This window comes from Mesorhizobium sp. M0500, from assembly GCF_040321165.1.
GTDB lineage: Bacteria > Pseudomonadota > Alphaproteobacteria > Rhizobiales > Rhizobiaceae > Mesorhizobium.
Genome location: NZ_JAMYRB010000004.1, coordinates 121118 through 144893, shown reverse-complemented (window position 1 = coordinate 144893; position 23776 = coordinate 121118). Strand labels below are relative to the sequence as shown.

Genomic DNA, 23776 nt, shown 5'->3' with positions numbered 1-23776 from the left:
CGGCGGTCCGGCGAAACAGAGGGAAGGAGAACCCTGTGACCCACAAGTCCAATCCATTGAGCGGAGCCGTCGGCAAAATGGCCCGTGCCGTCATGCTGGCCGGCGCGACGATCTGGCTCGCGCTCGGTCTCCACAATCAGGCGATCGCCGCGGGCGAGATGTCCCAGGACCAGTTCGACCAGCGCATTCACGACTACATTCTTGCGCATCCCGAGGTGCTCGTGCAGTCGCTGCAGAGCCTCGACGCCCGCCAGCGCGAGGCTGCCGCAAAAGAGGCGAAAGCCGCTTTGACGGACAAGGCGGACGAGATTTTCCGGGACCCGGCGAGCCCGGTCGGCGGCAACGCCGAAGGCGACGTCACCATGGTCGAGTTCTTCGACTACAACTGCCCCTATTGCCGGCAGGTTGCGCCGATCATGGCGCAAGCAATGGCCGACGATCCGCAGCTCAAGATCGTCTACAAGGAATTCCCGATCCTCAGCACGGATTCCGTATTTGCTTCCAAGGCGGCTCTCGCCGCCGTGCGCCAGGGCAAATACATGGCGTTCCACAAGGCCTTGTATGCGGTGAAGACGCGGGTGACCGAAGCGGTCGTACTGAAGGTGGCTGCCGACGTCGGTCTCGATGTGGCTAAACTGAAGACCGACATGCAGCAGCCCGATATCCAGGCGTCGATCGACCGGAATACGCAACTGGCCCAGGCGCTGAAGATCAGCGGAACGCCAAGCTTCGTCGTTGGCGAGCAGATTTTCCCCGGCGCGACCGACCTCGCAACGATGAAGAAACTGATCGAGCAGGCGAGGACCAGCAAATGAGCCGAATATTTTGCCCAAACCGACGGACGGTTGTTCTGGGGAGCGCCTTTGGCGCCGCTGCGGTCGTGAGCCTGCTCAAGGGGCCGGATTTGGCGATCGCCGCTGAGGATCCCGATCTGGCACGCCGTTTCAGATATCTCAGCCAGAACGGCAACAGCACGTGTTCGACCAAGTTCACGGAATCGATCGCGACCATGCCGGCGATGTCGCGGATCACGGGCTCGTGCTGCAGCCCAATGGAGACGAAGCGCTATGCCGAGCAGGTGAGCGGCCTGGCCAGGTACCGCGAGATCGCGATGATCCCAAGCGATCCGTACGATATTCCGGCCGGCATCGCACAGAAGATGATGCCCTACTACGATGTGAAACTCTCCGGCGAAGAGCAGCAGGCCTACGACTATGCGATGGCCAATTCCAACGAGAAAGGCCCATGCTGCTGCCAATGCTGGCGCTGGAAAGTGTATGGCGGGCTGGCGAAGTTCCTGATCCGCGAGCACGGTTTCACCGGCAAGCAGGTCGTCGACGTCTGGGATCTCTCAGACGGTTGCGGCGGAGGAGAGTAGAGCCGGCGACAACTCGGCTGCGGTTCAACAAGCGCTCTCAACCTGTTCTACCTTCTTGAAAGGAGCGCTTGACCTCCCGGTGGCTGGAACCGTTAGGCTCATTGCTAACTTCCGGAGGTCGTCCAATTGCGGACCGAACCATGAATTTCGAAAGGCAGCTACTGGCCCTGTTAGAGAGGCATATCGGCAAGGCAGATCAGATGTCGCGGAACACTTGCTGCGGGCACTGGAGGCGCTGGATTAAAGCCTTGCCCTTTCGGAGTTACCGCGCGGTCAGCATGTTCTGACAGAAGCCTATTATGAACTCGTTCGTCGATAGCGTTGAACGTGCCTTGATTGACCGGCAAGCCACTGCCTTCGTGGGCTGATCGAGTTCGCCTTGACGGGCGTACATGGCGAACTAGTTCCCCTCGCAATCGCCGGTGGCAGCGGCGGCGGGAGGGATGATTGTGATGATGATGGACGGTTCAATGTGGATGATGGGCGGCATGGCGCTCATTTGGGTCCTGGTGCTTGTCACCCTCGTGCTCGCGATCGCGGCGCTGGTCAAATATTTGCGAACCTGACGGCATAGGCAGTCGGGGTCAAAAGAGCAAAAAGGGCGGAAAGTTGTAGTCGTCATCGGAAGCAGCAGCGTCATCGGGTCGGCGTCGGAACTGGTCCGGCCCCTCGGCTCTTAACGTCTGTCGCCTTCGGCCCTCTCAGGAGTGGCAAATCGCCGGCTATGAGGTCTGGATGGCGAAGCGCAAAGACACGGTTATTGTTACCGGCAGCACCGGCTTCATCGGCTCGGCTCTGGTCAACAGCTTCGCCGACCGGTTTGCTCTCGTCGGCCTCGACCGGGCGGCGACGCGTCAGCCGCCGCCGGCCGCGGAGTGCGTCTGCATCGACCTGACATCGGAGGACGCCGTGGCAGCCGGTTTGGCGCGCGTGCGGACGGCCTATGGCGCCCGCCTCGCCTCGGTGATCCATCTTGCGGCCTATTTCGATCTCACAGGCGAACGGAACCCGCTCTACGAAGAGATTACGGTTGGCGGCACCGAGAAGCTCCTGCGCGCCCTGAAACAATTTGAGGTCGAGCAGTTTGTCTTCATGAGTTCGATGCTGGCGCACAAGGGTGGCCGACCGGGCGACATCATCGATGAGGATTGGCCGCTCGAATCGAACCTACCCTACCGCACCTCGAAGATCGAGACCGAGCGCCTGATCCATGAGCAGCACGGGGCGATCCCTGTCGTCTATGCCAGGCCGGCCGGCGTCTATGATGATCTCGGCCGTAACGCATTCCTCGCCAATCAGATTGCGCGTATCTACGAAGAGGATCCGACCGGGCATGTATATCCGGGTGACCTGCGCACAGGGCAGTCGTTTCTGCATCTGGAAGACCTCACCGATGCGGTGGCGCGCCTTATAGATCGGCGGAAGAAACTTCCCACGGAGCTGGCGCTGCTTCTCGGCGAGCCTGAGGTCATGGGCTACGGCGAACTTCAAGCCGAGATTGGTCGGTTGATCCGTGGCGAGAACTGGGAGACACGGGAGGTGCCGAAGGCGCTCGCCAAGGCGGGTGCCTGGGTCCAACAGGACGTGCTGGGCGAAGAATCATTCGTTCGTCCCTGGATGGTCGATATCGCCGACGACCACTACGCGATCGATATCAGCCGTGCCCGCAATGTCCTCGGCTGGCAGCCCCGGCATTCCCTGCGCGAGACGTTGCCGCGGATCGTCGACGCGCTCAAGGCAGATCCCGCCGGCTGGTATCGGGCCAACAAGCTCAACGCCGCCAAGGTGGCCGGCAGCGGAACAAAAGCGCGAGAGAAAGACAAGGCGTTCGAGGCCAAACACGACAAGATGAAACCCGGACACATGGCCGAGATGGCGGGGATGGGCAAGCAGATGCTCTGGGCTCATTTCCTGGTCATCACGCTTGGCGTGTGGCTCCTCACCAGCCCGCTTCAGTTCGCGCTGTTCGATCCGGCGGCGGCCGGCACTGTGCGTGACGTCACGCAAGAGCGTGGACTGTGGGAACCGGTGCTGCGCAACGCGCTCACCGGCTGGAGCGACATTGTCTCGGGCTTGCTGCTGATGCTGTTTGGCGGGCTCGCACTGTCGCCGCGTTTTTCCTGGGCGCAATGGGGCACGACGATCGCCGGCCTGTGGCTGCTGTTCGCGCCGCTGTTCTTCTGGACGCCGAGCGCCGCCGCCACCATGAACGACACGATCGTCGGCGCGCTGGCCATCGCTTTCTCGGTGCTCGTCCCGATGATGCCGGGCATGAGCCACGAAGGGATGATCGACGAGAGCACCGTTCCGCCTGGCTGGACCTACTCGCCGTCATCCTGGCTGCAGCGCCTGCCGATCATCGCGCTCGGTTTCTTCGGTTTCCTCATCGCCCGCTATCTCACTGCCTACCAGCTCGGCCATGTGGGTGCTGTCTGGGAGCCGTTCTTCTCCGGCGGAGACGGCAGGAACGGCACGGAATTCATCATCACATCCGACGTTTCTCAAGCCTGGCCAGTCGCTGATGCCGGGCTTGGCGCCGTGGCCTATATGATCGAAACCCTGATGGGCGCGATGGGCACGGCGACCCGCTGGCGCACCATGCCCTGGATGGTGACCTTCTTCTTCATCCTGGTGGTGCCGCTCGGCGGCGTCTCGATCTTCTTCATCATCATCCAGCCGATCATGATCGGCACCTATTGCACACTGTGCCTCATCGCGGCGGCGGCCATGCTGGTCATGATCCCGCTGACGCTGGACGAGGTGGTCGCCATGGGCCAGTACATGCTGCGCAGCGTGCGGGCAGACCGTCCGTTCTGGCGCACCTTTTTCCAAGGCGGGCCGGAGCCGAACGGCGAGGCGGACAAGAACGATCCCGGCTTTTCCGCCGCGCTTGCCGCACAGTCCGCCGCAGCCATTCGCGGTGTCACGTTTCCATGGACGCTGGTCGCATGCTGTATCGTCGGCGGTTGGCTGATGGTCTCGCGGCTGGTCTTCGGCACAGCCGGCGCCATTGCAAACAGTGATCACCTCTCGGGCGCCATGATCATCACGATCGCGGTCTGCGCCATGGCCGAGGTGGCACGGCCGTTGCGTTTCCTCAACCTGCCGTTCGGGTTATGGCTGATCGCAGCGCCCTGGCTGCTCGACGGCGCGACCAGAGGTTCGACATTGAACAATGCCGTTGCAGGGCTAGTTGTGATCGGCCTCAGCCTGCCTCGGGGGCTCCGAAGCAAGGAGCACTACGGCTCATGGGACCGCTATGTCGCCTAGACGAAGCCTGGAACCGGCTTGGTCTTGCCGCTCAGTTGCGCGCCCAGCGTCAGTGCCTGCGGGAAATTCCGGACGATCGCCGCCATCAAGGTGGCGCTGCCGGGGCGAAGGGCAATTCCGGCAACGGCCGCGGCGGCGTAGACCCGGGTCGAAAACAGTCTTTTCCAGGCCGCCTCGTAGCGTCTGGCGGCAGCCTCGCGCCCTGCTCGGCCACTTGGCGCGCATTCGAGTTCGCAAGCCAGCAGCCAGCCGGACTGAAGCGCCATCGAGATGCCCTCGGCGATGACAGGATGAGACTCTCCGGCTGCATTGCCGACGCGGAAGATGTCCCCTTCGTAGCACGAGCGAATTCCCGGCCGGATCGGACCTGCGGCAAGCCACGGACCGTCGAGGAGAGCCGGTTCCAGGGCGTCCCGCACGCCCCGGCATGAATTCAGGAGATGCCGGGAGACCGCATCGGCGGCCGACACGTGGCTCCGTTGTTTGGGGCCATATTGTTTACGCAGCCGCGCGAGCATATCGCGCCGGATGCAGCACGAGATCGACAACCGGCCATGATCCGCCGAAACCATGCCGCCATAGCCGCCGGGGAAGGCCAGCAGAGGCATCAAATCCGGCGCCAGGGACGACCCGGTGAAATGCGCCTTGAAGCCGAGCAGGTCCGACGGGCGATTGGCCTTTCCGAGCTGGCTGGGCAATGGTCCCGGTTCCCAGGAGCCGTGAGCGGCGACAATCACCGGCGCACGCAACATCGCCGCTTCATCCCCGGCCTGAATTCGCACCCTTTGCATCTCACCGTCCGGCTCGATGGCGACGGCGCGGCAGGGTTGAAAGATTTCGACACCCGCCGATCGCGCCGCTTGCAAAAGCAGAGAGTCGAGAATGTCCCGGCCGAGCGCCCGGCCGAAGCTGTCTTTCCCACGAGGCCCAGCTCCTGCACGTGGCATTGCCGCCTCGACGCAGGTCTCGCCGGAAAACAAGCCGACGCGGCGGATTTCGGGGCCGGCATTGGTACGCCAGGCATCGCCGATCTCGAGCCGGTCGAGAAGCGCAAGATTGCTTGCCGAGATGTATTCGCCGCAGACCTTGCGGCGCGGAAATGCGCTTTTTTCCACAATTGCCACGGCCCATCCGCGCCGGGCCAGCGTGAGCGCGACGGAGGTGCCCGCCGGGCCGGCACCAATGACAATCGCGTCATGACTCGACAATCGCGTCATGACTCGACACTGGCACTGGCGCCGACGAAGATGTGGGAAAACAGGCCGGCGCGCCGCTCCTCGACCGGTTTGCCGTTGGCCGCAAGCCAGAGACGGGAAAGCTCGCTGCCGCGAAAGCCGGCACGCACGCTTTGCGCCGCGTCGTTTCGTGTGACGTCGTTGGCGCCGATTGCCGGCAGAAGACGGGTCGCGGCCAGCGGCAGTTTCGCCCGCAGCGGCTCTGTCGCGATGAGCAACGGGGCTTTCGGCCTGATCAGCGAAAACAGACGCACGAGCTGCGCATTGTCGAGGTGATGCAGGAACAGATTGACGGTGACGGCGTCGAACGGCGCACCCTCGATCTTTCCTGCCCAGTCGAAGACATCGGCGGTGACGCCTTCGGCCTTCCATCCCAGCCTGTCAAAATCACCGCGCAATTGCGCGGTGACGAGGCCGACGCGGTCGAGCATTACCAGTTCGACCCCGGGCCAATGCGTGGCCATGCGCCGCGCCACCGCCAGCATGAAGGAGCCGTCGCCGGCGCCGATCTCCAGGATGCGGCGTGGCGGCGTTGGCACGAACCTCCTGAGCAACGACGTCATGATCGGCACCTGAAACATCAGCATATTGATGCGCCGAAGGTCGCGGCGCGCGGCCAGCGCTCGCGGATCTTCGGCCGCAAGTCCGTCGAGGATTTCCGGCGCGAGCTGCCGGTGCTCCAGGCCGCTCATGACACCGTTCGAAAGAGCATGGTTTCGGCCGTCAGCCCGGGTCCGAACGACATGCCGCAGCCGAGCAGGCCGGGTGGCGCCTTCAACATCTCCTTCATCACGAACATGACGGTCGCCGACGACATGTTCCCATACTGGCGCAACACCTCGCGCGATGGTTCCAGCGCGGTGGGCTCCAGTTCCAGGGCCCTTTCGACGGCGTCGAGCACCGAACGTCCACCCGGATGCACGGCCCAAAGGTCGATTGCCTCGGTCGGCCGGCCGCCGAGCATGGCGGCCTGGCTGTTCCGCAACGCCTCATGAATCGCTGCCGGCACCTGGCCGGAAAGAACCATTTCGAAGCCGTGGTCGCGAATATTCCAGCGCATCAGATCCCGCCGCTCCCTCGCCACCAGACAGTGAAAGCTATCGAGCTCGATGCCGGCCGGCTCGGCGGTAATGAGCGTGGCCGCGCAGCCGTCGCCCCAGAGGCAGAACGACAGCAGTTTTTCCAGTTCGGTGGTTTCGCGCAGATGCATCGTGCAGAGCTCGATATTGACCAGCAGGATCTTGGCCTGCGGGTCCGAGCGGACGATGTGACGGGCCAGCTTGAGGCCGTTGATCGCCGCGTAGCACCCCATGAACCCGATCATCGTGCGTTCGACACTATCGGGCAGCCCGCAACGCGCAATCAGCTCCAGATCGATGCCCGGCGCCGAAAAGCCGGTGCAGGTGGTGACGATCAAATGGGTGATGCGGGAAGCGTCGTCGCCAAGCTGCAATCCGTCGATGCCCTTTTGCGCCAGAACAGGTGCGGCATCGTCGAACATCGCCATTCTCATGGCCGTTCCGGGAAACGCGCCCCGGATGAAGGTCCCGGCCAGGTCGGCAGTTTGTCCTTCGGGGTCGGACGCCGGCGCAAAGCAGGAATAGCGGTGCTCGATGCCGGCAAGATCGGCCATGCGTTCGAAGATCCTCCGGCGATCGGCTGCGAGCATGGAGGCCGCGAAACGCAGGTAGAATTGATGAACCTCGTGCTCCGGCACCGCCGTCGCGATCCGGTTGATATAGGCGTTGACGGGCATATTCTGTCTCCTCGGCGTGTGCACGGTGTAACGTGCCGCCGGAGGGTCCTTGCTCATCGGCACCCGGTGTCGAACACCGGGTTTTGAGCGCTGTTCGATAAACGTTTCCGAAAACTGATTTCTTCCCGAAGGTTTAGTCTGCGCTGTTGGCAGGCAAACGGTTGGAGCGGGCGGGCGGTTGCGTCGGGCATCCAAAATCGCCACATCATGTTGACCTTCCATCTACTGGAAGGTCTATTTCCTCCGACAAAGGAGATTTCCACCATGAACATCGGTATCGCATCCGAAAAATCCGGCCTGCCGGCCAAGACGATCCGTTACTACGAGGATATCGGGCTCTTGCATCCGGCTCGGACAGACAATGGCTATCGCGATTACTCGACGGCCGATATTCACCGGCTGCGCTTCCTGCAGCGCTCGCGAAGCCTGGGGTTTTCGGTCGACGAATGCCGCCAGTTGCTCTCGCTGTATCAAGACAGGGAACGTGATAGCGCCGACGTGAAGGCCATCGCGAGCGCCAAGCTGGTGGAGATCGACAGGAAGATCGCCGAACTGGTCGGATTGCGCGGCTTGCTCCACCATCTGGTCAGTCACTGCCACGGCGACGAGCGGCCGGATTGCCCGATCATCGACGAGCTGGCAGGACAAGGCGTCGCCCAGTGAGGCTCGCAGCCGCTGTAACGGTGCTGTCGCTTGCCTGCGCCTCTGTCGTGCTCGCCGCCGCCCATTCGAGCCGTGATGCGATCATCGAGGCTCGCCAGGCCTCGATGAAGGAAATGGCCGCGGCGGCAAAGGCGATCGCTGGGATGTTCGACGGCAAGCAGGCGTACGACGCCGCAGCCTTCAAGGCGGCGGCCGAGACCATCCGCGCCCGCACCGGCCCTGCCCTGATTGCCGGATTCCCCGGCGCGACATTGGGTGCGCCTTCAGGCGCCAAGCCGGATATCGACCCCGCCCGCGCGGAGTTCGAAGCGCTGGCTCGCCACATCGGAACGCTGGCCAGCGCCCTGGCCTCCGACGCCGAGCGGGCGCCGCCGCGCATCACCGACGACATGAGAATGGGTTCCGGCCTGGCAATGGGCGGTGGCAGCCTGCTTGGCAAGCGACCATCACTCGCGGAAGCCGATCCCACTAAATTGCCGGCGGAGCACCTCCTGCATCTCATCTTGCAGGATTGCTCGAGCTGCCATTCGAAGTTCAGGCAAAAGGTCGAGTGATAGCGTCAGCTTCGCTGCAGCTGACCCGCCATGAAATTGCGCCAGCCGCCGAAATGCGAAATCTCCTTTGCATCGGTGCGGCCGGCACTTTCGACGAGGAAGCCTTTCGGCGAAGTTCCGTCATCGAGCAGTAGCGTGCCGATGCCGAGCGGCGGCGGGATCGCGGCAACAAAACGGCCGAAGGCTTGCGGCGAGAGCCGCCAGACTTCAACCTCGATCGCTGTCCCCTTGCCGTTGCAGATCCGTTCGAGCCCCGGTCTCGGCACCGACTGGCCGGCAAGCGCGTAAAGCCGGTAGAGCGGCGCCGTTCTTGCAGCCCGGGCGAACATCGCGCCGAGCTGCTGCAGCTGGCCGTTCAGCGCCATCCCCGACAGATGCGCGCCGACCACGGCCAGCTCGATCGTGCCTTCATCCACGCCCGCCTGAACATCGCCGCGCTGCGGCTGCGGCCAGCCGGTAGCACCAAGCGAAAGGCCGCTTGCCGCATGGATGTCGCGGGCGAGCGATGCCGTCAGGTGGTCCTTGCCAGCCGCGGCAAGCAAGGTGACGCTCATCGGCAAACCGTCGCTACGAGTTCCGCTCGGTACCGAAATGCCGCACATGTCGAGCAGATTGACGAAATTGGTGTAGGTGCCGAGCCGGCTGTTGGTGACGATGGGGTCTGCCAACACCGCTTCAACCGTATAATGCGTCGGCGCGGTCGGCACACAGAATAGGTCGACCGAGGCGATGACCGGCGCCAGTCTGGCGTTGTAGCCTTGCAAGGCATAGAGCCCGTTGAAAGCGTCCGCGGCTGAAAGTGTTCGTGCGCCGCCGATGATCTGCCGCGTCACCGGATGCATGGCGGCCTCGTTGGCATCCATGAAGTCCCTGATCGCGGCATAACGCTCGGCCACCCAGGCGCCTTCGTAGAGCAGGTTGGCGGTGGCGTAGAAATCACCGAACGGGATTTCGACCAGCCGGCAGCCCAGCGTCTCCAGAGAGGCAAGAGCGGCCTCGAAACACGCCTGCATCGCCTGGTCGCCGAAGAAGGTCCAGTCCGCCCTGGCCGGCACGCCAACCGTCAGCACCGGCGGGCGCGCGGCAAGAGCCTGAATGCAGAGGTCACGCGAATAGGGATCGGCGTCGTCCTTTGCCGCCGCCGCCTCGAACACGTGATAGGCGTCATCGACGGTGAGCGCGAAAACCGAGACGCAGTCGAGCGTCCGGCAGGCCGGCACGACGCCGGCGGCTGACAGCGCGCCGACGCTCGGCTTCAGCCCGACGATGTTGTTGAGGCCGGCGGGTATGCGCCCCGAACCGGCGGTGTCGGTGCCGAGCGCGAAGGAGACGATGCCGCGCGCCGTCGCCACGGCCGAGCCGCATGAGGAGCCGCCAGGCACCAGTTTCGGGTCGATCGCATTCCTCGGGATCGGATAGGGCGTGCGCACACCGACCAGGCCGGTGGCGAACTGGTCGAGGTTGGTCTTGCCGACGACCAGCGCGCCGGCGGCCTTGAGCCGCGCGACGACGGTGGCGTCTTTCGCCGGCAAGTAGGCATATTCCGCACAAGCCGCCGTGGTCGGCATGCCGGCAACATCGATGTTGTCCTTGACCGCGAACGGTACGCCCCACAGCGGCTTTGCCGCTGGATCGAACGGGCCGAGCTTTTCCGCCTCGACCAACATCTCCGCCCTGCTCGCCAGATGGATGAAGATGCCCGGATCGTCGGCTGTCGCGAGCCGCGCATTGATCGTATCGATCACCTCGCAGATGCCGACGCCGGCCTGATAGGCGGCGTGCAAGCTCGCTATATCGAAGCGGATGTCGCTCATTTGGCCTCGTCCAGAATGACTACCGGCAGGTTCCACTGGATGAGTACGACGCAGCCATCCTTCGTCCACACCGAATGCTCGGTTCCGACCAGGTTCAGGATCACGCTGCCCGCGGCATGATCGCCGTTCTCGTCGCTCTGCGTGCCTTCCAGCACGATGATCGTTTCCAGCCCGGCATGGCGATGGCGCGGCACGCCGGCGCCGGGCCGATAGTTCAGGATCGCGACCGACGGTTCCGTCGGTCCGCCCTTGAGCAGCCAATGCGCCGTAATGCCATCGCGGAAAGGCTCGAACGGCAGATCGCGCCAGCCACCATTGAAGAGGCCGGCAAAGGCAAGATTAGGCATTGGCAATCCCCTCGAGCACCTGGTCTGTCGTCGCCGTCCAGCCGACGATGGCGCCCTGTGCCCTGATCATCGCCAGGGCGGCCGCCTTGAACTCGGCAAAATAACTCTCGGTAGCATCCTCGGCCAGCAGGCATTCATAGCCGCGGTCGTTGGCCTCGCGCATCGTCGTCTGCACGCAGACCTCCGTCGTCACTCCGGCAAAGACCAGTTGCTGTGCGCCGAGCCGCTTCAGGTCATCGCCGAAGCTGGTGGCATAGAACGCGCCCTTGCCCGGCTTTTCGATGACGATCTCGCCAAGCAGTGGCGCAAGTTCATCGAGGATCGCCGTTCCCGGCTCGCCGACGATCAGCACGCGACCCATCGGCCCGACATCGCCGATCCGGATCGACGGATTGCCGCGATTGCGCTTGGCCGGCGGCAGATCCGAAAGGTCTGCCTTGTGGCACTCCATCGTGTGGATCACCGGCAGGCCGGCGGTGCGGAACCCCTCGATCAATCTCTTCACCGTCGGCACAATCGCCACCACCCGGCTGACGTCGTTGCCGAGGCTGGCGCCGAAGCCGCCGGGTTCAGCGAAATCGCGCTGCATGTCGATGACGACCAGCGCCATCGCCTCAGGCTTGAAGGCGAACGGAAACGGCAGCGCCTCGATCTCCGCCATCAGTGATGTCCCGCCATGTGCTCGCCGATCGTCTGCACGCTCGCCTGCGCGATCGGCGTCTCGTAGACCAGCGCGCCGTCCGACATGACGAAGATGCGGTCCGAGAGCTCGAGCAGCTCATCAAGGTCCTCCGACATAAGGAGCACCGCGGCGCCGGCATTGCGCGCCTTCATGATGCGGGCGCGTATTTCGGCGACGGCGGAGAAGTCGAGGCCGAAGCAGGGGTTCGACACGATGAGCAAATCGACCTCGCCGGTCAGTTCCCGCGCCAGCACCGCGCGCTGCACATTGCCGCCCGAGAGCGACGAAATCGGCGAAGCAAGCGATGCCGTCTTGACCTTGAACTGTTGGACCAGACGGGCCGCGTAGTCCCTGATCGCACTCATCCTGATCCAGTTGACCGGCTTGCCGGCCTCGTTGAGGTCGAAGGTCCGGAAGGCCATGTTTTCCGCCACCGTCATCTTCGGTGCGCAGGCATTGCGCAACGGCTCCTCCGGAATGAAGCGGACATTGAGCGTGCGCGCCTCGCTGCGGCTGGCGCCATAGGGCGAGCCTTTCACCAGAACGTCGCCGCCATTGCGCGCCCGTTGTCCGGCAAGGACTTCGAGAAACTCCTTCTGGCCGTTGCCGGAGATGCCGGCAATGCCGACGATCTCACCCGACTTCACATCGAGTTCGCCGATGTCGATGGTTTTCAAACCGGTGCGGTCGGGCGCCTTCAGCGACTTTACCGTCAGCACCTGTCTGGCGCCGGCCGGCACCGGGGCGCGGCTGTCGAGTGCGGCGATCGGTTGGTCGCCGATCATCATCGCCGCCATCTGCTTGTGGGAAAGTTCGGAGACCTTTCCGGTTCCGGTCAGCCTGCCCTTGCGCAGCACGGTGATATCGTCGGCAAAGGCCGTCACCTCGTGGAATTTATGCGAGATCATCAGCACGGTGAGGTCGCCGGTCCTGGTCATGTCGCGCACCAGGCCAAGCACTTCGTGTGCCTCGCCGGGAGTGAGCACCGAAGTCGGCTCGTCGAGCACCAGGAAACTGCGGCCGAGATAGAGCTGCTTGATGATTTCGAGCTTCTGCTTCTCGCCGGCCGCAAGTTCCGCCACCTTGACGTCGAGCGGCAGCTTGAACGGCATCCGCTGCATGAATTGCGCAAGTGCGGCGCGCTCCTTGCGCCAGTCGATGACGCCGGGCACCTTCTCGCGCGAAATGACCAGGTTCTCCGCGCCGGTCAGCGACGGGACGAGCGTGAAATGCTGGTAGACCATGCCGAGCCCCAATGCCGAGGCATCCTTCGGACTGGCGATCGCGACCTCGCGGCCATCGACCAGCATGTCGCCGGCGGTCGGATGGTAAAAACCCATCATGCATTTGACCAGCGTCGACTTGCCGGCGCCGTTTTCGCCGAGCAGCGCATGGAACGATCCCGCCGGCACCTTGATCGAGACATCGTCCAGCGCGGTGAAGGCGCCGAAGCGCATGGTCATGCCGATGGTCTCGACGCCGACGGCTTTCTTGCCGATGCTTCCGCTCAAGATCGTGTCCTCACGGCAGCTGCGCGACGAAGGATACCGAATTCGACACCGCGCCGAACACGCCGCCCTGCATCTTGATCATCTTGATCGCGGCGAGATGGTTGCCGTAATCGGTCGCGCCGCAGCAATCCTCCAGCATGACGCATTCAAAGCCGCGATCATTGGCCTCGCGCATCGTCGTGTGGACGCAGACATCGGTGGTGATGCCGGTCAGCACGATGTTTTCGATGCCGCGCTGGTGCAGGATCAGCTCCAGGTCGGTGGCGCAGAACGAGCCCTTGCCCGGCTTGTCGATGATCGGCTCGCCAGCCGCCGGATAGAGGTCGGGGATGATGTCCCAGCCGGGTTCGCCGCGCACCAGGATGCGCCCGCAAGGCCCGGGGTCGCCGATGCCGGCATTGATGCGGCGCGAGCGCCAGCGCTTGTTGGCCGGCAGGTCGGCGAGATCGGGCCGATGGCCCTCGCGCGTGTGGATGATGGTGTAGCCCTTGGCCCGCATGGCTGCGAGCACCGACTTGATCGGCTCGATCGGCGCCCGCACTAGCGAAAGATCGTAGCCCATATGATCGACATAGCCGCCCGGCCCGCAGAAATCGGTCTGCATGTCGATGATGATCAATGCCGTATTGTCCGGCCGCAGCTCGCCATTATAGGGCCATGGATAGGGGTCGGCATCGATGTAGCGCTGGGTGATCTCGGCTCTGGCGTTCATCGGAAAAAACTCCAGTCATTTGGTGATCGACAACTCGCCCGGCGCGCCGGCAAGCGAGCGGTTCGGCGACGATGTGGCGATCATGATAATGAGCGTGAGGATGTAAGGTGCGGCGTAGAAGAGATAGTAGCCCTGCGTCACCCCGACCGATTGCAACGCCGGGCCCAGCGCGCCGGCGCCGCCGAACAACAGTGCCGCGGCAAAGCAGCCAAGCGGGTTCCAGCGCGCGAAGATGACCAGCGCCACCGCCATCAGCCCCTGCCCCGACGAGATGCGTTCGGTCCAGCTGCCGGGGTAATAAAGCGACAGATAGGCGCCGCCGATGCCGGCGAGCGCACCGCCGACGCCTGTCGCAAGCAGGCGCACGGTGTTCGGATTGAGGCCCATGGCGCGCGCCGCATCGGAGCTGTCGCCGACGACGCGCACGACCAGGCCGGCGCGGGTGTTGCGGAAGGCCCACCACAGGAACAGCGCAAGTGCGGCCCCGATCAGGAACAGCACGTTGACGTTGAGCGCCGCCTGCACCTGCGGGATATCCGACCAGCCACCGAAGGCGAGGGCCGGCAGGTCTGGTGCCGAGGGCTGGATGAATGGCTTGCCGAAGAAGAAGGCGAGACCGGAGCCGAACAGCATAAGCGCGATGCCGATGGCGATGTCGTTCACCCCGCGGAATTTGCAGATCCAGCCGTGGAACAGCCCGAAGCAAAGACCGGCACCTGCGGCAGCCAGCAGGCCGAGCCATGGCGAGCCGGTCATCACCGCGACGGCGTAGGCAGTCATCGCACCGAAGACCAGCGTGCCTTCGAGGCCAAGATTGATGCGGCCGGAGCGCTCGGTAATGGCTTCGCCGAGCGAGACGAAGATGAAGGGCGTCGAAACGCGGATGGCGCCGCCGAGAATGGCGAGCGGCACGCCCCACAGGCCGATCTCGGTCGCGTCCATCAGGAGCCCCTCTTCCACAGATCGGGATTGAAGACCTTGAAGCGGCCGTAAAAGGTTTCGCTGAACAGGATGACGACGAAGAGCATGCCTTGCAGCACCAGCACGGTGGCGTCGGGAAGGTCCATGCGGCGCTGGATCAGCCCGCCGGAAGCGCCGATACCGCCGAGCAGGAAAGCGACCGGGATGATGGCGAGCGGATTGTGGCGGGCGAGGAAGGCGACGAGGATGCCGGTATAGCCATAGCCGGCGGCGAGCGAGGCGTTGGCGCTGCCTTGCACGGCGCCGACCTCCAGCATGCCGGCCAGCCCGGCAAAGCCGCCGGCGAGCCCGGTGAAGCCGACGATCAGCGGCCCGACGGCAAGCCCTTGCACCTGAGCTGCCCTGACATTGCCGCCGGCGATGCGGGCGGCAAACCCCCAGCGCGTCTTTTCGATCAACAGCCAGGACAGGACGCAGGCGAGAATGCCGACGACCAGGCCCCAGTGCACGTCCATGCCTGGAATGTTGCCGATGCGGTAGGCATCCGCCAGCGGCTCGGTCGAGGGTTTGTTGAGCGAAGCCGGATCGCGCAGCGGCCCTTCGACCAGATGGTTCATCAGCGCGATGGCGATATAGGCCATCAGCAGGCTGGAGATGGTTTCGTTGACGGCGCGGTAGTGGCGGAGTGCGCCGACGGCACCGATCCAGATGCCGCCGGCGACCGCGCCCGCCACGCCCATCAGCAGGATGACCAGAAAAGCCGGCGCGCCATTCGCCGCGACGCCGATGGCGGCGGCGGCAACGCCGCCCAGCACGATCGCGCCTTCGCCGCCGATGACGACGAGGCCGAGCCGGGCCGGCAGCGCCACGCAGAGCGCTGCCAATAAAAGCGGTGCTGCCCGCGACAGCGAGTTCTGGATCGAGAACCACGAGCCGAAGCCGCCGCGCCACATCGTCTCGTAGAGTTGCACCGGCGATTTGCCGACCAGCGCGATGAACACGCTGAACAGCGCCATGCCGACGATCAGCGCCGCGAGCGGTATGACGAAGGCTTCCGCCTGCCGCGCCGCCCATTCGAGCGCCGCCGGATAATTCCTGGCGCCAAACAGCGCCGGTGCGCCCGCAGTGCTGACAGTGTCTGCCATGGCCCCGTCTCCGATCCGGTTCAGGCGGTCGAACCGACGACGCCCTCGACCAGGTAGTCCATGCTTTCGAGTTCGAGCGCGGTCTCGGCGAAGGCCTGGCCTTCGGTCGCGACGACGACGCCCTTGTTGCTCTTCAGCGGACCCTTGATGACGGAAAAGCCGCCTTTCATCATTTCGGCCAGCGTGCCGTCGAACTGCTTGCGGGCGGCCTCGCCGACAGCGGGGCCGAGCGGCCTCATCTTGACGAAGCCGTCGGCCAGGCCACCGCGCGTGAAATTGGGCAGCGGCGTGCCGGCCACCAGATCGTCGACGAACATCTTGTAGACCTTGGCCCAGTTCCATTCCGCGCCGGTCAGGTATTTTTCCGGCGCCAGCGGGCTCTGGTTGGCATGATAGCCGCAGACGAAGGCGCCACGCCCGGCCGCCGTCTCGACCACCACCTTGGGGCTATCGACATGGCAGGTGATGACGTCGGCACCCTGGTCGACCAGCGCATTGGTGGCCTCGGCCTCCTTGACCGCTAGCGACCACTCGCCGGTGAAGATCACCTGGCAGGTGATGGTCGGGTCGACCGAGCGCGCGCCGAGCAGGAAGGAATTGATGTTGAGCAGCACCTGCGGGATCGGCTTTGCCGCGACGAAGCCGAGCTTCTTGGTTTTGCTGGTGTGACCGGCGACGACGCCGTTCAGATACTGGCCCATGCCGATATAGCCGAAATAGGAACCGGCATTCATCGGATGCTTGTCCTTGTTCCACATGCCACCACAATGGCGGAACTGCACGTCGGGGAATTTCGCGCACATGGCGAGCATGTGCGGATCGAAATAGCCGAACGAGGTCGGGAAGATCAGCGACGCACCGTCGAGATTGATCATCGATTCCATCGTCTTCTGAACGTCGACCGTCTCCGGCACGTTCTCCTCCTCGACGACGGAAATTCCTTCGATCCCCTTCAGCGTGGCGGCCCCTTCGGCATGCGCCTGGTTGTAGCCGTAGTCGTCCTTTGGCCCGACATAGATGAAGCCGACGGTGGCCGTCGCGGCGAAGGCCCTGCTGATCGGAAACGATGCGGACGCAAGGCCGAGCGCCGCTCCGGCGGCGGAGGTCTTGAGCAGGTCGCGGCGGCTAAGCATGAATCTCTCGGACATTGAATGCTCCCTCTGTGGGGCCTTTGGGGCCGGTTAACACCTCAATGAAAGAAGTGTATGCAATCGGCATGCCAGTTTCAGAAATGAGATTTATTCAGCAATATCAATGAGTGTGCCGATGTGGACTGCACAAAGCCGGAGCAATTGCATACACTTTTTGCCTCCAAAATCGCCAATTTGACATGAAGGCTAAAACATAGGCATACAGAGATGCGGAGGAATCGAAGCCGGTGAGTGGCTTACGGCTCTAGCGAACAGACTGGACGGAGGAGACGTGTCGGGAAAGCGCAATTTGATCAGGTCGGGCACGACCGTCGATCAGATGGTGAGGGCGATCAGCGACCGGATCGTCACCGGTTTCCTGCGCCCGGGCGAAAAGCTCGACGAGGCCTCGCTCGCCGCCCGCTTCGACGTCTCACGCACGCCGATCAGGGAAGCGCTCAGCCGGCTCAGCGCCATGGGGCTGGTCGAAAGGCGGCCGAACCGCGGCGCTACCGTCGCCGTGGTGACGCAAGAGCACCTCGCCTCGATGTTCGAAAGCATGGCCGAGCTTGAAGCGATCTGCGCGCGGTTCTCGGCCGAGCGCATGACCGCTGGCGAGCGCCGCACGCTGGAGGCCGAGCACCAGGCCTCGGCGCGCTTGGTGCAACTCGGTGCCGAGGAAGAGTATGAGTTTTTCAACACCGAGTTCCACACCCGGCTCTATCGCGGCGCCCACAGCAAGCACATTTATGAACTGACAGTCATGACCCGTGGCCGGCTGGCGCCGTTCCGGCGCGCGCAATTCATGCTGCCCGGCCGGCTGGCCCAGTCATGGCGGGAGCATGACGCCATCGTGACAGCAATCATGCGCGGCGACAGTGCGGCGGCCGGAACAGCCGCCAAGGATCATGTCTCGATCGTCAGCGAGGCGAGCGCCGTCTTTGCCATCGGCGATCGCCCCAAAGGCAGGACCGAGCCGTTCCCGACATCGGCTTCCTAACCGTCAATCGACCAGCACGGCGACCACGGCAGCGCAGTCGCCGGCCTTGACCAGCCCCGGAAAATGCCGCGCCGCCAACAGACCGGACATTTTGGCCCGGATCTCCCGCGGAGCGCCGCCGGTGCGGCCTATGGAATGGATACGTGCCAGCACCTGGTTCTCTGCCACCGCCTCGCCGAGATCGATCATGGTTTCGATCATCCCGTCGTCCTCGGCGAACGAGAAGCAATCGCCCGATGGCATGTCGAGCCAGCGGGTTGGCTGCATCTCGACCGCGCCGGCGACGATGCCGGCATGGCGCAGCACATTGAGCACGCCGCGACGTGCGATCCGCACCGTTTCCGCGCGCGAAGTCCCGCCGCCGCCAAGCTCTGTGGTGATGAACAGCTTGCCCATCTCTTCGGCGGCAGTGTCGAACATGCCGACCGCGTCGATCTCCAGCATTTTCATCGACCATGGTGCGGAAAAGGCTTCAACCGCAGCGAAACCCTTTGCTTCCAGCACCTTGTCGGGCCGGATGTGGGCGGCGCAGAACGGCACGAAGTCGAGCGTCTTGCCGCCGGAGTGGAAGTCGAGCGCGATGTCTGTACGGGGCAGAAGCTCGCGCTGGAAATAATCGGCGATCTTCTCGGTCACCGTGCCGTCGGGCCGGCCGGGAAAGCTGCGGTTGAGATTACCCTTGTCGATCGGCGAGGTGCGCGTGCCGACGCGGAACGCCGGATAGTTCATCGCTGGCACGATGATGATCGTGCCGCTGACTTGCTTCGGGTTGAGCGTACGGGCGAGGTCATAGAGCGCCAGCGGCCCCTCGTACTCGTCGCCATGATTGCCGCCGGTGAGCAATGCGCTCGGCCCCTTGCCGTTGCGGATGACGCAGATCGGGATCATCACCGATCCCCAGGCGGAATCGTCGCGGCTGTAAGGCAGGCGCAGGAAACCGTGCTGCACGCCGTCGCGCTCGAAATCGACGGTCGGCGTGATCGGTGACGGGCGAAGGCTGGACATCGGGCTCAATTCTTCACCACCAGTTTGCGCGGCACATTCGCCAGGCACTCGACGCCCGTCTCGGTGATCAGGATGGATTCGGTGATTTCCAGCCCCATCGTCTCAAGCCACAAGCCGGTCATGAAATGGAAGGTCATACCGGGCTTCAACTCGGTGCGGTCGCCTGGACGCAGGCTCATCGTGCGCTCGCCCCAGTCAGGCGGATAGGAAAGCCCGATCGGGTACCCGGTGCGGTTGTCCTTGACGATGCCGTACCGCTTCAGCACCGCGAAGAAGGCGTTGGCGATCTCCTCGCATGTGTTGCCGGGCTTGGCGGCGGCAAGTCCCGCCTCCATGCCTTCCAGCGTCGCCTTTTCGGCATCGAGGAATTCCTGCGTCGGTTTACCAAGGAACACGGTCCGCGACAGCGGGCAGTGATAGCGGTTGTAGCAGCCTGCGATCTCGAAGAAGGTGCCCTCGCCCGATTTCATCGGCCGGTCGTCCCAGGTCAGATGCGGCGCCGATGCGTCGGCGCCCGACGGCAGCAGCGGCACGATCGCCGGATAGTCGCCGCCGATGCCGTCGACGCCGCGCGTGCCGGCATCGTAGATCTCGGCGACCAGGTCGCATTTGCGCATGCCGACCTCGATCTTGTCGACGATGCGCTGGTGCATCGCTTCCACGATGCGGGCGGCCTTGCGCATGTAGTCGATTTCGGTCGGGCTCTTCACCGCGCGCTGCCAGTTGACGAGTGCCGTGGCGTCGACGAAGCGGGCATTGGGTAAGTGCTTCTGCAGCGCTGCGAAGGCAGCGGCCGAGAACCAGTAATTGTCCATCTCGACGCCGATGCTGAGCTTGCCCCAGCCGCGATCGGAGAGCACGCTGGACAGAAAATCCATCGGATGGCGCTGGGTCGACTGCACATAGTGGTCGGCATAGCCGACGATGTTGTCGTGCGCGAGATAGGCGGTGCGCTTGGCGCCGTTGGCGTCCTGGCCGCGCCCGTACCACAGCGGCTCGCCCGACGGCGGCACGATGACAGCCTGATGCACATAGAACGACCAGCCGTCATAGCCGGTCAGCCAGGCCATGTTGGACGGATCGCTGACGACGAGCAGATCGACGCCCTTGGCCTCCATCGCCTTCCGCGTCTTGGCGAGGCGCTCCGCATATTCGCCGCGCGAGAATTTCAAGTTGGGCTGCATTGTTCTTGGTCCTCGTTTGTTGGGCCTTGCGGCCAGCATCAGCTTTCGAAAATCGTACCGGTCTTGGCCGCACGCGCACGGTCGCGGGCGAGCGTGGCGATCGCCGTGTCCTGCACGCCGGTGCCGGTCAGGTCGGCAATGGTGATGTCGCTGTCCGAGCGCCGGCCATGCCTTTCGCCGGCGATGATGTGGCCAAGCTCGGTGATTTCGGCATCGGACGCCATCACGCCCGCCGCGATAGCATGGTGCAGTTCGCCCAGCCGCCGCGTCTGTTTGGCGCTATCGGCGACGTAGAGATCGGCCATGCGCAGGATCGCCGGCGCGATCTCGTTCTTGTGCTCGGCATCCGAGCCCATGGCAGTGATATGCTGGCCGGCGGAAACGAAGCCGGCCTTGATCAGCGGCTCGGTCGACGGCGTCGTGGTGACGATGATGTCGGCATCGGCCGCAGCCTTTGCCGCGTCGGGCTCGGCGTGAACGGCGATGCCCAGTCTTTCGGACAATGCGTCGGCCGCGGCCTCGGCCTTGGCGGCATCCCTTGCCCAGATGCGAGCCTCGGTGATCGGCCGCACCAGCATCAGCGCTTCGAGCTGCAGTCCGGCCTGAACACCGGCGCCGAAGATCGCGGCAACGGAGGAACCCGGCCGCGACAGATGCTTGGCGGCAACCGCGCCGGCCGCCGCCGTGCGGATGTCGGTGAGATAGCCATTATCGAGCAGCAGCGCCTCGACCAATCCGGTTTTCGCCGACAGCAGCACCATCATGCCGTTGACGCTGGGCAGGCCGAGCTTGGGATTATCGAAAAAGCCGGGGCTGATCTTGATCGCAAAACCGTCGATACCCGGTACATAGGCGGTCTTGACGTCGACCTCGCCGCGATGCTCGGGAATGTCGAGCCGAAGGATCGGCGGCATCGCCACCGGCAAGGTGGCGAGCGCCCGGAACGCGTTCTCGACGCAGGCGATGGCATCAAGATCGAGCTTCACGATCTTGCGCAATTCAGCTTCGGTGAGGATCGTCATCCGGCTCATGCTGCGCTCTCCGCAATTGCTTCGCCGCAGATGATCTTGCGGTGCAGTGTCATATCGATGTTGCGGCCGGACAGCACGAGCACCGTCGGGCCGCTCGCCCTGACCTTGCCGGCAAGCACGGCTGCGATGCCGACCGCGCCGGCGCCTTCGACGATCTCGCGCTCCTGTTCATAGGCATGGCGGATGCCGGTGGCGATCTCGTCCTCGCTGAGCAGGATCACATCGTCGAGCAGGTCGCGGCACATGGAAAAGGTCAGCCGGTTGTCGAGGCCTATGCCGCCGCCGAGGGAATCGGCCAGCGTCGGCAGTTCCTCGACCAAAACCGAATGTCCGGCGTCGAGGCTCGCCTTCATCGCCGCACCGCGCGCCATTGAAACGCCCATCACCTTCGTCGCCGGGCTGACGCCCTTCACGGCAGCAGCGACGCCAGCCGCCAGCCCACCGCCGGAAAGCGGCACCAGCACCAAGGCGGCGTCCGGAACCTGTTCGATGATCTCCAGCCCGAGCGTGCCTTGCCCGGCGACAATGGCAGGATGGTCGAAGGGCGGCAGCATGATCAGCCCCTCTTCCGCGACCAGCCGTTCGACCTCCCGCTGCGCATCGTCCTGGCTGTTGCCGACGATGCGGATCTCGGCGCCGAGCCGACGGATCTCGTCCAGCTTGTTCTGCGGCACCAGCCGCGACATGCAGATCGTCGCGTGGATGCCTTGCAGTCGAGCAGCATAGGCAAGCGCCCGGCCGTGGTTGCCGGTCGAGGCAGCGACGACGCCACGCGCCCTCTCCTCGTCTGTCAGCGAAGCGATAGCGTTCGAGGCACCGCGCAGCTTGAAGGCGCCGGTGGTCTGCCGATGTTCGAGCTTGAGATAAACAGGAGCGCCCAAGTGCTGGGAAAGACTCCGGGAAGGAACGGTCGGCGTACGCTCGATCTTGCCTGCGATGCGCTCGCGCGCGGCGCGGATATCGGAGAGGCTTATCCTGGACGTGGTCATGGCTCTGCAATCAGTTCAGCGGCAGCGTCATCAGACGGCCGAATTCAGGACGCGACATCTTATCTCCGCAAAGCCGCAGGCAATTCCAGGCCGTCGCCTGGTTGCTGGTGACGACAGGGCGGCCGATGGCCTCTTCCATACCCACAACTGCCGCCGCGGACCGCAGTGCCGTGCAGGAGACAAACAGCGCGTCCGAGTGTTCGGCCGTCGCCTCGCGAGCCAGATCGACCAAGGATTTCGGCGCAATCCGCGCCATCTCGCGGTCGTCCTCGAAGCCGAGGCAAGTGAAGCTGGCGATCTCGAATCCATGCTCGCTGAAATAGGTCGCCATCGGCCGGCTGGTCTCGACCGTATAAGGGGTAAGAATGCTGATCGTCCTGGCGCCCAGCGCCTTCAGGCCGCGCACGCCGGCCATCGGCGGCGTAACCACCGGCGCGCCGGGTTTCGCGGCCTGCACCGCCGCCTCGATTTCGGCATCGCCGATCACGACGGAAGCTGAGGTGCAGGAATAGCAGATCGCATCGAGCGGCTCGTCGGGCAGGATCAGGGCCGCGGCCGCCGTCAGTGACGGCTGCATCTTGCGCAAATTGTCCGGCGTCGTCGGGTTGGCGTAGGGGATGCGCGCGACATAGATGCCGATGCGGTCGCTTGCCACCATGCGGTGAAAATCCGGTTCGCTCGTATGGTCGGTGGCAAGGATGATCAGGCCGACCCGCTTTTCCAGCGGACGCGCATCGAGCGGCGGCCGGGCCGAGTGCAGGCGGATATCGGGTGCAGCGCTCATCGTTCGATCCGCCCATAACGGTGTTCCAGCCAGCGCAGCAGCACCACCGAGAACAGGCTGATGGCGAGGAAGAAGGCGCCGACCAAGGTGATCGGTTCGATATACCGATAATAGGTATTGGCGACGCTCTTGGCCTGGTTCATCAGTTCCAGCACGGTGATCGCCGACAGCAGCGGCGTCTCTTTGAACATGGCGATGAAATAATTGGCAAGCGCCGGGATCATCGGGGGGATCGCCTGCGGAATGATGATGTGCGTCCAGGTCTGGGTGGCGTTTAGATTGCAGGCCTTGGCCGCTTCCCACTGGCCGCGGGGCACATTGTCTATGCCGGCGCGGTAGACCTCGGCCGTGTAAGTTCCGTAATGCAGCCCGAGACCGATGACGCCCGCCACCAGCGGCGGCAACAGGATGCCGAAATCCGGCAGCACGTAGAAGATGAAATAGAGCTGCACCAACAGCGGCGTGCCACGGATGAACTCGGCAAGGAAACCGACGGTGCGCGACAGAGCCCTGTTCGGCGACCGGCGCGCCAACGCGATGCCCAGCCCAACGATGGCCGCCAGCACCGAGCCGAGCAGCGTCGCCAGGATGGTGATCTTCACCCCCTCGATCAGCGTCGGCAGGATCTGCCGGACAAAATCCCAATCCCATTCCATTAGCAGGCC

General features: G+C 64.1%; 23 protein-coding genes. 6 read left to right on the top strand and 17 right to left on the bottom strand.

Annotated features, from left to right (window positions below; all coding sequences use genetic code 11):
• Positions 1–35 precede the first annotated feature (35 nt).
• The 3 genes from NKI70_RS10105 (at position 36) to NKI70_RS10095 (ending at position 4648) form a co-directional block, all read left to right on the top strand.
• On the top strand, positions 36–815 hold the full coding sequence (locus NKI70_RS10105) for a DsbA family protein (RefSeq protein ID WP_031211922.1): 780 nt from the start codon (positions 36–38) through the stop codon (positions 813–815).
• Positions 812–1378, top strand: coding sequence for a hypothetical protein (locus tag NKI70_RS10100; protein WP_352569087.1), 567 nt, complete (start codon positions 812–814; stop codon positions 1376–1378). Before NKI70_RS10105 ends, NKI70_RS10100 begins: the two co-directional genes overlap by 4 nt.
• 735 nt (positions 1379–2113) lie before the next feature.
• On the top strand, positions 2114–4648 hold the full coding sequence (locus tag NKI70_RS10095) for an NAD-dependent epimerase/dehydratase family protein (RefSeq protein ID WP_352724542.1): 2535 nt from the start codon (positions 2114–2116) through the stop codon (positions 4646–4648).
• Here NKI70_RS10095 and NKI70_RS10090 read toward each other — a convergent pair.
• Genes NKI70_RS10090 through NKI70_RS10080 form a run of 3 tightly spaced genes read right to left on the bottom strand, consistent with a single transcriptional unit; the run spans position 4645 to position 7639 of the window.
• Positions 4645–5865, bottom strand: a complete 1221-nt coding sequence (locus NKI70_RS10090) for an NAD(P)/FAD-dependent oxidoreductase (protein WP_352699454.1) — start codon at positions 5863–5865, stop codon at positions 4645–4647. The two genes, NKI70_RS10095 and NKI70_RS10090, sit on opposite strands and share 4 nt — an antisense overlap.
• Complete coding sequence (locus NKI70_RS10085; RefSeq protein ID WP_352635969.1) at positions 5862–6575, bottom strand: methyltransferase domain-containing protein; 714 nt, start codon at positions 6573–6575, stop codon at positions 5862–5864. Before NKI70_RS10085 ends, NKI70_RS10090 begins: the two co-directional genes overlap by 4 nt.
• Positions 6572–7639: a type III polyketide synthase gene (locus tag NKI70_RS10080; protein ID WP_023677219.1), complete on the bottom strand. Its 1068-nt coding sequence runs from the start codon at positions 7637–7639 to the stop codon at positions 6572–6574. The genes NKI70_RS10085 and NKI70_RS10080 overlap by 4 nt, the downstream gene beginning before the upstream one ends.
• A gap of 264 nt (positions 7640–7903) precedes the next feature.
• On the opposite strand from NKI70_RS10080, the gene cueR reads away from it, so the two are divergent.
• Together cueR and NKI70_RS10070 are read left to right on the top strand one after the other, a co-directional pair.
• On the top strand, positions 7904–8302 hold the full coding sequence (gene cueR, locus NKI70_RS10075) for a Cu(I)-responsive transcriptional regulator (RefSeq protein ID WP_352699452.1): 399 nt from the start codon (positions 7904–7906) through the stop codon (positions 8300–8302).
• Entirely contained in the window at positions 8299–8856 is a 558-nt protein-coding gene (locus NKI70_RS10070) for a cytochrome c (RefSeq protein ID WP_352699450.1), read from the top strand. Before cueR ends, NKI70_RS10070 begins: the two co-directional genes overlap by 4 nt.
• Positions 8857–8861: 5 nt before the next feature.
• Here NKI70_RS10070 and atzF read toward each other — a convergent pair whose 3' ends face one another.
• The 8 genes from atzF to NKI70_RS10030 are packed head-to-tail and all read right to left on the bottom strand — an operon-like array spanning position 8862 to position 17136.
• Positions 8862–10670: an allophanate hydrolase gene (gene atzF, locus NKI70_RS10065; protein WP_352724541.1), complete on the bottom strand. Its 1809-nt coding sequence runs from the start codon at positions 10668–10670 to the stop codon at positions 8862–8864.
• A complete protein-coding gene (locus NKI70_RS10060) occupies positions 10667–11017 on the bottom strand; it encodes a cupin domain-containing protein (protein WP_352699446.1) in 351 nt (116 codons plus the stop codon). The genes atzF and NKI70_RS10060 overlap by 4 nt, the downstream gene beginning before the upstream one ends.
• On the bottom strand, positions 11010–11678 hold the full coding sequence (locus tag NKI70_RS10055; RefSeq protein WP_352699444.1) for a cysteine hydrolase family protein: 669 nt from the start codon (positions 11676–11678) through the stop codon (positions 11010–11012). Before NKI70_RS10055 ends, NKI70_RS10060 begins: the two co-directional genes overlap by 8 nt.
• On the bottom strand, positions 11678–13210 hold the full coding sequence (locus NKI70_RS10050; RefSeq protein ID WP_352452342.1) for an ABC transporter ATP-binding protein: 1533 nt from the start codon (positions 13208–13210) through the stop codon (positions 11678–11680). The genes NKI70_RS10055 and NKI70_RS10050 overlap by 1 nt, the downstream gene beginning before the upstream one ends.
• A 10-nt stretch (positions 13211–13220) precedes the next feature.
• The gene (gene biuH / locus NKI70_RS10045; protein WP_352452343.1) at positions 13221–13922 is read right to left on the bottom strand and encodes a biuret amidohydrolase; all 702 of its coding nucleotides are present in this window, start codon (positions 13920–13922) and stop codon (positions 13221–13223) included.
• 15 nt (positions 13923–13937) lie between these two features.
• The gene (locus NKI70_RS10040) at positions 13938–14864 is read right to left on the bottom strand and encodes an ABC transporter permease (RefSeq protein WP_352452344.1); all 927 of its coding nucleotides are present in this window, start codon (positions 14862–14864) and stop codon (positions 13938–13940) included.
• On the bottom strand, positions 14864–15988 hold the full coding sequence (locus NKI70_RS10035; protein WP_352699442.1) for an ABC transporter permease: 1125 nt from the start codon (positions 15986–15988) through the stop codon (positions 14864–14866). Before NKI70_RS10035 ends, NKI70_RS10040 begins: the two co-directional genes overlap by 1 nt.
• A 20-nt stretch (positions 15989–16008) precedes the next feature.
• Positions 16009–17136 carry a BMP family ABC transporter substrate-binding protein gene (locus tag NKI70_RS10030; RefSeq protein WP_352724539.1) on the bottom strand — a complete coding sequence of 376 codons (1128 nt, stop codon included), beginning with the start codon at positions 17134–17136 and terminating at the stop codon, positions 16009–16011.
• A 322-nt stretch (positions 17137–17458) separates the two neighbouring features.
• Between NKI70_RS10030 and NKI70_RS10025 the strand changes: the two genes are divergently transcribed.
• Positions 17459–18118 carry a GntR family transcriptional regulator gene (locus NKI70_RS10025; RefSeq protein WP_352724604.1) on the top strand — a complete coding sequence of 220 codons (660 nt, stop codon included), beginning with the start codon at positions 17459–17461 and terminating at the stop codon, positions 18116–18118.
• Positions 18119–18121: 3 nt separating this feature from the next.
• On the opposite strand, the gene doeB is transcribed toward NKI70_RS10025, so the two are convergent.
• The 6 genes from doeB to ehuD are packed head-to-tail and all read right to left on the bottom strand — an operon-like array spanning position 18122 to position 23767.
• Complete coding sequence (gene doeB / locus NKI70_RS10020) at positions 18122–19123, bottom strand: N(2)-acetyl-L-2,4-diaminobutanoate deacetylase DoeB (RefSeq protein ID WP_352724538.1); 1002 nt, start codon at positions 19121–19123, stop codon at positions 18122–18124.
• 5 nt (positions 19124–19128) lie between these two features.
• The gene (gene doeA / locus NKI70_RS10015; RefSeq protein WP_352724537.1) at positions 19129–20307 is read right to left on the bottom strand and encodes an ectoine hydrolase DoeA; all 1179 of its coding nucleotides are present in this window, start codon (positions 20305–20307) and stop codon (positions 19129–19131) included.
• Between the two features lie 38 nt (positions 20308–20345).
• Positions 20346–21338 carry a cyclodeaminase gene (locus NKI70_RS10010; RefSeq protein ID WP_352724536.1) on the bottom strand — a complete coding sequence of 331 codons (993 nt, stop codon included), beginning with the start codon at positions 21336–21338 and terminating at the stop codon, positions 20346–20348.
• A complete protein-coding gene (gene eutB, locus NKI70_RS10005; RefSeq protein WP_352455381.1) occupies positions 21335–22327 on the bottom strand; it encodes a hydroxyectoine utilization dehydratase EutB in 993 nt (330 codons plus the stop codon). Before eutB ends, NKI70_RS10010 begins: the two co-directional genes overlap by 4 nt.
• Before the next feature lie 10 nt (positions 22328–22337).
• Positions 22338–23111 carry an ectoine utilization protein EutA gene (gene eutA / locus NKI70_RS10000; RefSeq protein WP_352455380.1) on the bottom strand — a complete coding sequence of 258 codons (774 nt, stop codon included), beginning with the start codon at positions 23109–23111 and terminating at the stop codon, positions 22338–22340.
• A complete protein-coding gene (ehuD, locus tag NKI70_RS09995) occupies positions 23108–23767 on the bottom strand; it encodes an ectoine/hydroxyectoine ABC transporter permease subunit EhuD (protein ID WP_023677202.1) in 660 nt (219 codons plus the stop codon). The genes eutA and ehuD overlap by 4 nt, the downstream gene beginning before the upstream one ends.
• Positions 23768–23776 lie beyond the last annotated feature (9 nt).

Bases quoted from the DNA above. Each gene is read 5' to 3' on its own strand.
- NKI70_RS10030 (WP_352724539.1), bottom strand. From the start codon at position 17,136: ATGTCCGAGAGATTCATGCTTAGCCGCCGCGACCTGCTCAAGACCTCC.
- NKI70_RS10040 (WP_352452344.1), bottom strand. From the start codon at position 14,864: ATGGACGCGACCGAGATCGGCCTGTGGGGCGTGCCGCTCGCCATTCTC.
- NKI70_RS10085 (WP_352635969.1), bottom strand. From the start codon at position 6,575: ATGAGCGGCCTGGAGCACCGGCAGCTCGCGCCGGAAATCCTCGACGGA.
- atzF (WP_352724541.1), bottom strand. From the start codon at position 10,670: ATGAGCGACATCCGCTTCGATATAGCGAGCTTGCACGCCGCCTATCAG.
- NKI70_RS10055 (WP_352699444.1), bottom strand. From the start codon at position 11,678: ATGGCGGAGATCGAGGCGCTGCCGTTTCCGTTCGCCTTCAAGCCTGAG.
- NKI70_RS10100 (WP_352569087.1), top strand. From the start codon at position 812: ATGAGCCGAATATTTTGCCCAAACCGACGGACGGTTGTTCTGGGGAGC.
- biuH (WP_352452343.1), bottom strand. From the start codon at position 13,922: ATGAACGCCAGAGCCGAGATCACCCAGCGCTACATCGATGCCGACCCC.
- cueR (WP_352699452.1), top strand. From the start codon at position 7,904: ATGAACATCGGTATCGCATCCGAAAAATCCGGCCTGCCGGCCAAGACG.
- eutA (WP_352455380.1), bottom strand. From the start codon at position 23,111: ATGAGCGCTGCACCCGATATCCGCCTGCACTCGGCCCGGCCGCCGCTC.
- NKI70_RS10060 (WP_352699446.1), bottom strand. From the start codon at position 11,017: ATGCCTAATCTTGCCTTTGCCGGCCTCTTCAATGGTGGCTGGCGCGAT.
- NKI70_RS10090 (WP_352699454.1), bottom strand. From the start codon at position 5,865: ATGACGCGATTGTCGAGTCATGACGCGATTGTCATTGGTGCCGGCCCG.
- doeA (WP_352724537.1), bottom strand. From the start codon at position 20,307: ATGCAGCCCAACTTGAAATTCTCGCGCGGCGAATATGCGGAGCGCCTC.
- eutB (WP_352455381.1), bottom strand. From the start codon at position 22,327: ATGACCACGTCCAGGATAAGCCTCTCCGATATCCGCGCCGCGCGCGAG.
- doeB (WP_352724538.1), bottom strand. From the start codon at position 19,123: ATGTCCAGCCTTCGCCCGTCACCGATCACGCCGACCGTCGATTTCGAG.
- ehuD (WP_023677202.1), bottom strand. From the start codon at position 23,767: ATGGAATGGGATTGGGATTTTGTCCGGCAGATCCTGCCGACGCTGATC.
- NKI70_RS10095 (WP_352724542.1), top strand. From the start codon at position 2,114: ATGGCGAAGCGCAAAGACACGGTTATTGTTACCGGCAGCACCGGCTTC.
- NKI70_RS10035 (WP_352699442.1), bottom strand. From the start codon at position 15,988: ATGGCAGACACTGTCAGCACTGCGGGCGCACCGGCGCTGTTTGGCGCC.
- NKI70_RS10010 (WP_352724536.1), bottom strand. From the start codon at position 21,338: ATGAGCCGGATGACGATCCTCACCGAAGCTGAATTGCGCAAGATCGTG.
- NKI70_RS10025 (WP_352724604.1), top strand. From the start codon at position 17,459: ATGGTGAGGGCGATCAGCGACCGGATCGTCACCGGTTTCCTGCGCCCG.
- NKI70_RS10080 (WP_023677219.1), bottom strand. From the start codon at position 7,639: ATGCCCGTCAACGCCTATATCAACCGGATCGCGACGGCGGTGCCGGAG.